The organism is Kriegella aquimaris (assembly GCF_900103215.1).
GTDB classification, from domain to species: Bacteria; Bacteroidota; Bacteroidia; order Flavobacteriales; family Flavobacteriaceae; genus Kriegella; species Kriegella aquimaris.
The window spans coordinates 572,827-585,149 of the sequence record NZ_FNGV01000002.1 but is presented as its reverse complement, the minus strand read 5'-3'; the positions used below and the strand labels follow the sequence as shown (position 1 = coordinate 585,149).

Here is a 12,323-nt window from a genome sequence, read left to right as displayed (position 1 = left end):
ATTTTATATTTGGTTAATGTACTAAATTTTTATTAATTTATTTTCCTTTTCAAGAACCATAAATCGTTCAAAGACAATCCTACATTGACTTTAAAGTAACTCTCTTCAACTAAATCGGCTGACGTAGTACCCCTTCTTCCCAACTCAAAACCCAGGTTAAGATTCGAGGGAATTACTCTACTCAACGGTAATCCAACTCCAAAAGTTATGCCAAAGTTATTAATTTCCGCGTCATTGACCATCATACCAGTCTTGTCCAATCTCAATCCTGCGCGATATGTGATCCTTTTGATATAATTGTCAAAGGAGTCATGATCGGGAATAAAGAACCCTCCCAAAGCCAAGACGCTTGCATCTTTATACACCAAATTTTCGGTGTCTAAAAAACTATTTGAATACTCACTTAACCCTTGAAAGCTGTACTCGGCCCCCAAGAACCATTTTCGTTCTTCCCCATACCCCAAACCTAGGGTTGTTGTTGTAGGTATCTGAAAACCCTCTTTATCAAGACCTTGTGCAGCCAAATCAACATCAACGACTTCTATATCCCCACCATTCTGTAATGAAAAAGAACCGATTCTCCTCGTATTTCTGGCCACCAAATTAGCTTGGGTATTGATACGCAAGGTAGAATGTAACGTATGTCTCTCATTAATTTTTGGCGTGTAGTTCAAGGCATAGGCAAAATCTACCCCATTTATTTTTGACATCCGTTCGTCTTTCGTACCAAATTGAACATTCTCTGTCATCTGCAGGCGGCTGCTCTCTATAGTTCCAAAATTTAAATTGGCCGTGACCCCGATGCTCAGGTTTTTTATAACCTCGTAACCAGCAGAAAAATAGACTTTGTTCAAGCCGCCTTCACCAGAATATTGATTAGTGACCGCCTCTCCATTACTATTGGTAGTTTCCGATACCAAATTATAGCCTACCGATGAATAGGGCATAACACCGAAACCGATACCCAAACCTTTGCGCCAACTAAAAGCCAATGCAATATAATCAAGGTTGGTAATCGAACTACGCTGCTCATCGGTAAAACTTTTAAGACGTAATTCTTTACGAGAGACCCCTGCGGCGTAGGTTGTGATTCCGAAATCACCCCCTGCCGGTATTCCAAGCTTACTGTAGGCCGCCGGATTTTTTAGGTTTATATGGATACTATCGGCGTAAACACCAATACCTCCCATCATCTGATTCTCAGCGGTACTTGTGGTCCGCATGTCCCCAATTCCGAAGTAGGAATATGGTGAAGCAGTACCATTTTGGGCAAACAGGCCGGTTACGGCACCGTACACCAACAAAATAACAATTTTTTTAATCATTTAAGGTTTGTTGTACTCCAACAAATGGTTTAATCCCTCTAGGAGAAAATTGGAAAGCGCAAATATGGTATTTTTTAACCGTTTAGACAAAAAATGGGCATCACCGCCTGTTAAAATAACTGTTAAATCTGTGAAACGGGAATTATATTGGTCAATGACCCCATCAATTTCATGACAAATACCATTTATCACCCCGCTTTGAATACTGCTCTGGGTAGAGTTACCAATAAAATCAAAAGGCGCTTCAAACTTGAGCAAAGGCAAATTCGAAGTTTGTTCGTGCAAGGCCCTATACCGCATGTTCAAACCAGGAGAAATAGAACCACCTAGATATTCTCCATAATCGTTGACCATATCATAAGTAATACAGGTACCCGCATCGATTACCAGCGTATTGCCTTTTTGATTGTGATAAAAAGCGGCCGTGGCCAATGCAATTCTATCGGCACCAAGGGTCTGTGGTGTCGCATATGAATTCTTGAACGGGGTCTTTGTTTTATGGTCGAGCATATGCACAAAACAAAAAACGGACAACACTTTAATCATCTTTTCATCGAGCTCCCCCACCGCCGATACGATGGCACGCTCCAATTCTGGATACCGATCACAGACCTCCATTACCTGCTCAACATGTGATTCACCCCGCATTTGCTGCTGATGAAGCAATTTTCCCCTATCAAAAACGGCCAGTTTCACCGAACTATTTCCGACATCGATTATTAAGTTCATAGGGCAAAGATCAAAAAATGTTGGATAACGAGCACCTTTTTTTGAATTTTTGTTTGCAGTTCTTAAAATTGAAATTATATTTGCACCCGCCTTAGCAAAGCCTTTGGCTTAAAATGGCATGGTGCCTTAGCTCAGTTGGTAGAGCAATGGACTGAAAATCCATGTGTCCCTGGTTCGATTCCTGGAGGCACCACGAAAATCCCCGTACCTACGGGGATTTTTTGTTTATGATACATTTTCTATACATTATCCATAGCCCGAGCGGGGAAACTATTATGTCGGGGAGACTCTCGATGTAGCGGAACGACTGAAACTCCACAGAAAACATTATTTTAAAAAGGCATATACAGCGATGGCCACGGACTGGGAATTGGCCCTATCAAAAACACCATAATCAATAGTACTTTCCAGAGATTTTCAAGAAAAGCAGATTTTGCACCAATACCCCGATCTCCCTCTTTTTCATAACTATCAGACATTTTTTAATCGGTACAACTTAGAAAGCATCTATTACCAGCAAAAATAAAATCTGACTTTTATCCCTGATTATCATCCAGTGTATAAAAATGTATAAATCACCTTCACTGTAGGCATACAAATCGAAAAAAACTTAACTTTAAAAAAATAATAGGTTTGAAAAAGATACTCTCCCTGCTATCGCTCCTACCATTGCTTGCTGGTTTTTCTTGCAAGGAAATGCCGCTTAAAATCGATATCGAAGCCCCGAAGAAAATCGCTTATGGAGCAGATACCTTAAAGCTTTCCGAAACCGAGAAGTACGATAAAGTATTGGGCGCCCTTGTGGGTTCAGCCATAGGAGATGCTATGGGAGCTTCAACCGAAATGTGGCACCGAAAAGATATTCAATTGAAGTACGGTTATATCACCGGACTTACCCCTGCAGTTCGTACACAATCACCGGAGGGAACGTGGGGGCATAACCTTTCCGCTGGCACAACTACCGATGACACACGCTGGAAATTACTTATGGTCAAGTATTTTAGCGATAGTAAAGGGAAGCCCGAAGCTAAAAAATTCTCAAAATTCATAACTGACTACTACCAATCTCTTGCCAGAACCTTGGCCGATAAGGATCTTTTGACCAATACCGACCTATTGGACGAAAAAATAGAAAAAATGGATTGGATCAAGGAATGGGCCCGAGTTTCCCTAGCCTACCAAGAAAGTGATGAAGAATATCAAAAATCGTTAAACCGGTTTTATGGTGGAGAAATGTCATGTGCCGGACAACTTTATACCCCGATGTTCGGTCTTATCGCCCATAACGTAGAGGGCGCCTATAATATGGGCTACGCCCACTCTATTTTTGATTTGGGATACGCCAAAGATATATCTGGCTTAGTCGCTGCCATGACCCAAATGGCGATGCGCACCCAAAACATGGACTCTATATTGAATACCGCAACTTTTGTTGACCCCAATGGATATCAAGACAGTAGATTGGTAGGCCGTATCGCCTATTCGGTTGCCGATGTTTCTATAAAACACGTGCTAGGTGTAAATGACATAACACAAAACGATTCGGTAACCGCAAGAGATTCGCTTCAATTCAAAATGCCCAAAAATTTTACGGGAGCAGAAAGCGATTGGGTGCGTCAAGAAATGGTCTATCAATTTTTAGAAAAGAATGAAAAAGCTATCGCTTTCCATTCTGGTGAAATCTGGCAAATTCTGGTTACCGCCCTGCAATTTGGGGAAGGGGACTTCACAAAAACCATGCAGTTTATCGTAAATTACGGGCGAGACAATGACACCGTAGCCGCCGTAGTAGGTATGATTCTTGGAGCAAAAGACGGATTTTCGAATCTGCCCGAAGAACTACGGAATAAGGTATTGAAAGTAAACAAAGAGCAAATGGGCATTGACCTTGAAGCCTTGGCCCAAGAAATGTTACCTAGAGATAAAGAAACTCTATAAGCAAATCTAGTACTGAGGATAAATTACATTGCGCATTCATCAATCAAGAACAACTTATTTCGATCTGTTCTATACACTTTCTTTATTAATCATTTGATGTAAAATATTGGTAACCTCCCCTTCGTTTATCCGTTACCTAATACTACCTTATACTCCATGACCAATTAAATCGAACATTTCAATTATCAATTGAAATTGGCAGTACTTTTGCTATATTATAGTTCAAAGAACATTACTAGAATAAATGATTAAATACATACTAATTACATACGCTATACTATTTCTCTCGCCCATAGCAAATGGCCAGAAGAAGTGGGATGCCGACCAGTTAAAAAAACAAATAGCGGAATATAAAAATGATATTCGCGGCCCATATAAAGACATCCGCTGGTTTTGTGGTGATGGAAGTGTCCGTCTTCCAAAAGACCCCTGCCCTGAAAATATCGGTCCCGGTGTTCAACATGCGCGATATAAAGATGCCGTTCTTGCACTTGGAAAGGATCACCATATTTACTTGGGTCAATTGCTGACTTACACAGCTGCCGCCGATTTCTGGGATGCGGAAAACGACCACTCTCGTCTAAAACAGTACCAACTTGATAAATATCTACGCTCCGTAGATAATGGTTGGGTAAACCAAAAAGGCCAATTTTACCGCGGAGCCGTGCAAGCGGAAGATGAGGAAGCCTCCGGAATCGCATTTTACAAATGGTTATTGACGAAAGATAATGTCTTAAAGCAAAACTTTTTTCTTGTACGCCAATCACTCAAAGATATTCCCCATAGTGGAGACGATAATTTCGCCCAACTTATGCGTAGCCAGTCAAAAGTAATCGCCGATGAATACCCTGCTTTTATGGAGCTAAGGGTAAAAATACACGGTCAACCCGAAGCTGACGATATCGAAAAGGTAAAAGCATTTCGACAAAAGAACAGGGCCAAACTCAACACCTCTCTGAACCAAAAACTCAATGGACTCATTGCCACTATGACCAACTTCTTTGAACCGTTGGATATAAAAAATTTGGGGACCAAAGCCGCCGCACTAAAAAGCACTCCATTGGGCAATACTATCGATGACTATATTTCTAAAAACAGTAAAGTAAGTGACCCTGTACAACTCATTGTCGAAACTTCAAATCTCTTATTGCAAATAAGACAAGGAATTTTAGCCGAAAAAAGACCATCGTCACGACTTCAACTTCTAGATATTTCATTGAAACTCGAAGAGCTGCTATTTAAAAATGTTCCTAATTGGCAACCTCAAACACTAAAACAACAATTGCAGAAAATAGAAACTTTGGCAAAGGGTGCAGTTGGCGCCGGGTATTTGGAACTTTGGGAGTGGGAGCAGATACAACCCACATTGAGCAAATTCGATACTGAGCAAATGACGCTGGCGCAATTGACTACTATTTTAGAAACCGCCCGTAGCACTGTTGAGTGGAGTGCCGCCATGGTAAAGGCAAACTACCAAGAAGAAGTTAACACTTACAGTAGTTTCGAGCCCAAGACATATGGTTTTATTGATGACCGCATTCGCGGTTCTATAGCATTACATCTGGGAAAAAGTGTCGGTGATTTGGGTGATTTTATAGCCAGAGAATCAGCCTTGGTCAATACCATCATGGATATTACGAACCCAAGTACCGTACGCGGACTCAACCCTGGCTATGCATTTGGCGAATTAGTAGTTGTTGCAGGTTCACCGGAAGATATAGAGGTGTCCTCCAATAAGATCTATATTTTCAGAAAATCTCCTTCCGATTTAAAACCTGTAGCGGGTATAGCCACTGTTGCAGAGGGGAATATGGTTTCACACGTGCAGTTGCTCGCTCGAAATTTAGGTATACCCAATGCCGCGCTATCCGATGAAAATCTTCAAAGCCTACTCAAATATAGCGGACAAAACGTCTTCTATGCGGTATCGAACAAGGGCAACGTTATCTTAAAACCAGAGTCGCAGATGACGGCCCAAGAACGAGGACTGTTTATGAAAAAAAATCGTAGCACCGATAAAATTGAAGTGCCCATAGAAAAAATACGACTAGATCAAACTCAGATTTTGAATCTTAGAAATGTTGACGCAAGTGATTCAGGGGAGCTCTGCGGGCCAAAAGCGGCAAATCTAGGGCAGTTAAAGAAAATGTTCTCAGATAAAGTTGTGGAAGGCCTTGTCATACCCTTTGGCATATTTCGCGAACATATGGACCAAGCAATGCCTGGGCAAAACGACAGCTATTGGCAATTTTTAAAAACTATGTTCGCCAATGCGGATGAAATGCGCAGTAAAAACATTTCTGAGGCTGAAGTAGAGAATTTTCAATTGCTTCAGCTTCAAATATTACGCGATGCCATTAATAAAATGGACTTAAAGGCGGAGTTCATAACCCAGCTTGAAAGAGATTTCAAGGGTATTTTAGGTAAATCCCTTGGTGAAATCCCAGTTTTTCTACGTAGCGACACCAATATGGAAGATCTAAAAGATTTCACGGGTGCCGGTCTCAACCTTACCCTTTTCAATGTAGTCGACAAGCAGAAGATATTGAATGGCATCAAGCAAGTTTGGGCTTCACCATATACCGAACGAAGTTTTAAATGGCGCCAAAAGTATTTATTGAACCCTGAAAATGTCTTTCCTTCAATTTTAGTTATACCGAGTGTTGATGTTGATTATTCAGGCGTTTTGATTACAAAGGGCATCAATTCAGGGAATGAAAAAGACCTGACCGTTGCGTTTAGCAGAGGCGCTGGCGGAGCGGTTGATGGCCAGTCCGCAGAAACTTATACCATTTACGATAAGGGGGGATATCGGCTTTTGGCTCCTGCAAGGGAGACCTATTACAATAGTTTGCCACAAACTGGGGGAACGGGACAACAAACTGCAACTTTTGAGAAAGCTGTTTTGAACGAAAAGAATATCGGTGAAATCAGAGAATTCGCAAAAACCATTCGAAAAACACTTCCCAAAGAAACCAAATCAGATTATGATGGAGCTTATGACGTTGAACTCGGTTTTCAAAACGATAAATTATGGCTCTTTCAAATTCGACCCTTTGTTGAAAACAAAAAAGCCCTGAGTTCTGAGTATTTAGAATCGATTACCCCTAAAATAGATAGTAATAAAGAACTCTTACTTTCAACTAGACTTCAATGAAAAATATAATTTTATACACGAACCTGTTTTTTTGTTGCTCCGCTTTTTCGGTACTAAACTATTACCCCATTGATGGGTATGAGTATACTGGAATCAAACGCCTTAAACGTTTGGAATTAATTAAAAGTGGCCGAATCAAGGATGCCACGGCACTTCCGGCAGGGGCACTAAAATCGTATAGCGAGATTAATCTAAACCTGACTTCTAGAAGTACCGACAGTGTGGGTATCATTCTAAAAAAAGATGAAGCTTTTCAATCTGAAATAAGCAATCTGTTCAAGGGACTTGACAAAAGTTATTCACTGGCAGTATTAGACATTTCCGATGTGAACAACATACGTTATGCACAACGCAATGAAACTTTCGGCTACCAACCTGGCAGCGTAGGGAAGCTTGCCGTATTGAACGGACTTTTTACGCAACTGGCCAACATATACCCCGATTCATGGGAGAAACGCACAGAGCTGTTGCGAAACAAATCGGTCAAGGCCGGGGTTTGGGGATTGACCGACGAGCATACAATCCCTATTTACAATATTGAAAAAAATACGTTGGTGAAGCGACAGGTAGTTGCCAGCGATGTCTTCACCCTATATGAATGGGCCGACCATATGCTCTCAGTGAGTAACAATGGGGCGGCCAGTATTGTTTGGCGCGAGGTATTGCTTATGGCCGCATTTGGCCATGATTACCCTTTGCTAACCGAGGAAGAAGCTTTGGAATACTTTAAGACAACGCCAAAAAAAGACTTAACGGATTTGGGTAATGATGTGGTCAATCTTCCATTGAGGGATTTGGGGATTACAGCGGATGAATGGCGCTTGGGCAGTTTTTTTACAAGAGGTGCGAATACGTATGTTGGCGATAAAGGAGGAAGTATCGGTACTCCTTTGGGGCTGATGAAATTTTTGGCTCAATTGGAACAGGGAAATGTCATTGATGCCCAGAGCAGTCTAGAGATGAAAAGATTACTATATATGACCGATAGACGCATACGTTATGCGCAAGCCCCTGCGTTAAAAGAAGCAGCCGTATATTTTAAATCGGGTAGCCTGTACAAATGCGACCGTAGTAAGGGAGAAGCTTGCGGAAAATATATGGGAAATGTTCAAAACTTTATGAATTCAGTGGCTATCGTCGAACACCCTGATAATTGTCGCTATTTGGTTGTTCTGATGACCAATGTTTTACGAAAAAATTCAGCCAGTGACCATATGTACCTAGCTGGGAATATCGACAAAATAATTCGGAAGAATTAATCTGAACGACGCATGGCATTTAAGGCTTCTGCTGCAAAAGTTCTTAATTTGAGATCATCACTTTTGACATAATTTTCGACAATTGGAATGTATTTTTCGCTTTTTTGGTGCTTTATCAAATACAGAACCGCTAATTTAAGTTTAAGGTCATTGCCTTCGAGCAAAAGCTTGAAACACTCCATTTCGGTCGGTACCGTATGTTTTATTTTATGGAGCACTTCTTCCGAAGACACATCCAAGGCGGTTTCTTCGATAATGGGCAACAAGGTTCTTTTCAAATCTCCCGTCAGCAAATTATCTAAAAACTCAATGGCATTGGCCTGAGCTTCCTGTTTTTCGCTCAAAAGGCCCTCGTACGCAATTTCAACATCTTTTTGCCGATATCGAAGTCCTAATAATTTAAAGATACGTTCTAACCCAGCATCTAAGCGTCGCTCTAAAAGCTCTAAAAGACTGGTACGCGCGTCACGCTCCGCTTCGGTAATCTCTTTCTGCGACTTTTTACGGTTTCGATACGAAATTATGATCTGGGTATGCATTGCCGACAATGTCTTATGATGCAGTTTACATTCCTCCAAAATAATGGCCACTACTTTATACCTATTAAATTTTAATTCGGGATGATTTCTTCTTATTTCACTTAATGCGCGTATACTCTCTAAACGTATTCCTAAATCGGGATCGTTCAAAAGCTCCAGCAAACAGCGAACCGCTTCTTGCGAATTAAAACCTTTTATAACCATTGGAACAAAGCGACATATTTCAAGGGTCGTCAAGCGATTCAATATAGTATTGGTCAGTACTGAAATCATTTTCATCCCATAATTTTGCAGTGCAGCTACGGAATTTCTACGGTACTTTTTATTCTCTAAAAAATTGAGTAAAACAGGAATAAAGTCTTCATACATACTCATCCCCGCTGCTTCTATGGCGGTTTCAACGACTTCAGTAGCGTCGTTTGAAAAATTGTCAAAGATGAACGAATAATATTCGGGCATATTGGCCATACCGATTACCAGTAAGACATTTTTTGTTTCGGCGACTTTCACATTTTTTGACCCAGAACCACATTCTTCAACCCTTTCTTGAATACGTTGCTTTAGATTATAGGCTAATTTCAGCGTCTGATTATCCCTAGCTTCCCTTGCCAGGCAAATGAGTGCGGCATCTGCGATCTTTTTATTGGAATCATCCAGATATCTATCGTAAATAAGACCACTATTTTTTCCAGCATGTAAAAAAAGGTATTCTAAGGTCGCAATGGTAAGGGCGTCATCGTGAGTGTTCAGCAATTCCGAGACATTGGTAATCATTGTTGAACTATTCAAAAAATATAGGTTACGCATAGCGGCCGCGCGTACTTTCGTAGAAGGATGCTGCAATAAATGCTGTACGTCTTCTTCAAATCGCTTGTCATTTATTTCCATCAATTTACCCAACATAAAGAGAATCTGCTCCTCGGTGCCACTTTGAAAAACCATGCGCATCCCCCGTACTGTAGATGTATTTTCAACCAATGTTTTTTGCACTTTTACCTTTTGCTCTGTCAACTCTTCCAAATTACTGCGGAAAGTTTTGTAGTACTCTTTACGAACACGAAGAATAAAAAACACCCACACCCCCACCAACAGTATTATTAAAGCGGCAATGTAGAACGAGGACAACTCTAGGCCTTGAACAATAAAAATCAACAAAAAACCTGCTACACCTGTAGCAAGGCTATCAACCACCACATCTATAAATGATTTGGTCTTATTTTTCAACTCAAAAGGAAGGGGCAGTACCATTAGTTCAGCAGCACTTTTGTGTACCGATTGTTTCAACACACCATCCATGGCCTTGATGACGACTACTGCAGAAAGTTCTGGTAGAATAAAAAAGAAAAGGCTTCCGGCAAAAATACCGATCGGCAATAGAAGCAGTGAAAAGCCAACACCCCAAATGCCCACGATCCGGTGTGTAAAGAACAACTGTATGGCCAAAGACAGTAAATTAAAAGTAGAAAACCAAAATGCAAAAAAAGAGGTCAGTTCTTCCGGATCGGGAATAGCTGCCGCTGCAAAATCGCTAAACAGATAATCGACCAACTTGGCCACCAAAACACTTACGGCAACAATACAGGCTACATAGGTAAGGTGTTTTGATTTCAAGATGAGTTGAAAAGGTCGTTCGGAAATATTCAACGTCCTTTTTTTTTCCTTGAACTTACCCAGTTTCTTGACCCGTAACTTCCATATTTTTCGAAGTAATGGAATACAGAAAAATAAAAGCAATGCACCAATAAAAATCATATGGTCATTACCAATAATGGGTGCTAGGAAAGAGGTAAGGTATCCTCCAAAAATTCCTCCCAAAATTGCTCCAGAACCAATAAAAGCGAACAAACGTTTTGCCTCTCGAATATTAAAGACCAGATTGGCCAACACCCAGAATTGTGAAGCGGTCAGCACTGCATAAATAGCCACCCAAACGTAAAAGAAATACAAAAGCCAGCCGGCTACAAAATTCAATTTCAAAAGTAGGCCCAAGACTACCAAAATAACTACGGAAGTCAATAGACTGACTTTAATTATTTTTTGAAGTGAAAACTTCATCAGGGCTTTTGAATAAAACCAAGAGCTAACAACCGCTGCAATCGCTACCAACACAAAAGCATTAGGCAGGTGTTCTACCCCCAGTTCAGAAAGAAAGAGGGCATTTACTGTCGGCTTTATAATCAGCAGCACAGCAATAATCAAAAAAATATAAGAGAGCATCAAAAGTGAAATCTTAAATTCACCTTCGCGTACATCAAATACTTTCTGTATGAGATTTTGCAACATATATCTTTTGGCGCCTAGCTATTTAAGCACCAAAGGTATATTCTTTCTTATCACCTTTTCAATCGGCCTTACTAAATTTCTAATGATTTGTTCACCATTGGGGTCGTCGACAAGCGCCACCAAGATATAACGTCGATTCTGGTCTTCGCCCCAAACGAGAACAGAGTCGGAATGATAGGTACGCCAAGAACCCGATTTTCGGAACAAACGTGCATTTGGTGCAATTTCATCTAAAGTATTGACGAATTTATGGTGCAGATCGGGATTTTCCATAATATCCAACATCTGTTTTGATCGTTTTTCATTCACCAATTTTCCATTGGCCAACAAATAATAATACCTGCATACTTGGGTAACCGAAGCCGCGTGACTTAAATTTTTCAATGGCTCCCTGTTTGTATTTCCCCCTCCACCATATCGTTTTCCGACCCAGAGTCCGCCGCCAGTCTCTTCGTCATAAAAAGCATATTTAGGGTGGGTCATCACCTCTTCAATTTTTTTATACCCTACGCGATCTATCATTCGGGTAGAAGCCTGATTATTCGATTTACTGATCATGAGGCGCATGTCTTTCTTGACTTCAATCGTTTCTTTTAATTCGCCTTTTTCAATAGCATCCATTGCAGCCAAAAGAATGGCAATTTTAGGCAAACTTGCGGCATACATCATGTAGTTCCCATTAATTCTAGCGAAACGTACACTTTCAGGGTTGCTCAAGTCTACTACCCCCACCGACATTTTCTTTTCCGTTATCAATTTTCTCCATTCTGCATTCGCCCTTAATTCACTTTCTAAATTGAGTTGTAGCGAACTATCTACAAGCTTTCGTAAAGGCCTGATTTTAGCATCATCAATTTGAATTGGCAAAGCCTGTTGAGCAGGTAAGTGTTCAAAAACAATAAATGCCAATAGAACAAATAAAACTTTAGTCTTCATACATAAACCAGGTTGATAAAATATAACCAAAGGTATTCAATTGATGAATCGCTAAATCGTTAAATTTTCGGAAGCACCGGTTGTCGAAAAAATGAACAAAATCAAGATTCCGCGAAAATTCACGCTCATGTCTATGTTAAAATATGAAAAAGATGAA

The 12,323-nt window shown here is 40.6% G+C and carries 8 protein-coding genes and 1 tRNA gene; 4 read left to right on the top strand and 5 right to left on the bottom strand.

The features are described from left to right. Positions 1-32: 32 nt before the first annotated feature. Entirely contained in the window at positions 33-1,325 is a 1,293-nt protein-coding gene (locus tag BLS33_RS07585; protein WP_089886922.1) for a BamG family beta-barrel-assembly machinery protein, read from the bottom strand. After that, positions 1,326-2,054 (bottom strand): type III pantothenate kinase, encoded by a 729-nt coding sequence (locus BLS33_RS07580; RefSeq protein ID WP_089886920.1) that lies wholly within the window; start codon positions 2,052-2,054, stop codon positions 1,326-1,328. Positions 2,055-2,174: 120 nt separating this feature from the next. On the opposite strand from BLS33_RS07580, the gene BLS33_RS07575 reads away from it, so the two are divergent. Further along, positions 2,175-2,247: transfer RNA gene (locus BLS33_RS07575), tRNA-Phe, on the top strand. Between the two features lie 139 nt (positions 2,248-2,386). Here BLS33_RS07575 and BLS33_RS24820 read toward each other — a convergent pair. Next, positions 2,387-2,533 (bottom strand): hypothetical protein, encoded by a 147-nt coding sequence (locus BLS33_RS24820; protein WP_176801351.1) that lies wholly within the window; start codon positions 2,531-2,533, stop codon positions 2,387-2,389. Positions 2,534-2,687: 154 nt separating this feature from the next. On the opposite strand from BLS33_RS24820, the gene BLS33_RS07570 reads away from it, so the two are divergent. The 3 genes from BLS33_RS07570 (at position 2,688) to BLS33_RS07560 (ending at position 8,408) form a co-directional block, all read left to right on the top strand. Further along, positions 2,688-3,992: an ADP-ribosylglycohydrolase family protein gene (locus tag BLS33_RS07570; RefSeq protein WP_089886918.1), complete on the top strand. Its 1,305-nt coding sequence runs from the start codon at positions 2,688-2,690 to the stop codon at positions 3,990-3,992. Between the two features lie 244 nt (positions 3,993-4,236). Beyond that, complete coding sequence (locus BLS33_RS07565; protein ID WP_089886915.1) at positions 4,237-7,149, top strand: PEP/pyruvate-binding domain-containing protein; 2,913 nt, start codon at positions 4,237-4,239, stop codon at positions 7,147-7,149. Then, the gene (locus tag BLS33_RS07560; protein WP_089886913.1) at positions 7,146-8,408 is read left to right on the top strand and encodes a serine hydrolase; all 1,263 of its coding nucleotides are present in this window, start codon (positions 7,146-7,148) and stop codon (positions 8,406-8,408) included. Before BLS33_RS07565 ends, BLS33_RS07560 begins: the two co-directional genes overlap by 4 nt. Here the strand turns inward: BLS33_RS07560 and BLS33_RS07555 are convergent. Then, positions 8,405-11,230, bottom strand: a complete 2,826-nt coding sequence (locus BLS33_RS07555; RefSeq protein WP_089886911.1) for an Npt1/Npt2 family nucleotide transporter — start codon at positions 11,228-11,230, stop codon at positions 8,405-8,407. The genes BLS33_RS07560 and BLS33_RS07555 overlap by 4 nt on opposite strands. An 18-nt stretch (positions 11,231-11,248) precedes the next feature. Continuing rightward, positions 11,249-12,166, bottom strand: a complete 918-nt coding sequence (locus BLS33_RS07550) for a serine hydrolase (RefSeq protein ID WP_089886909.1) — start codon at positions 12,164-12,166, stop codon at positions 11,249-11,251. Positions 12,167-12,323: the final 157 nt, after the last annotated feature.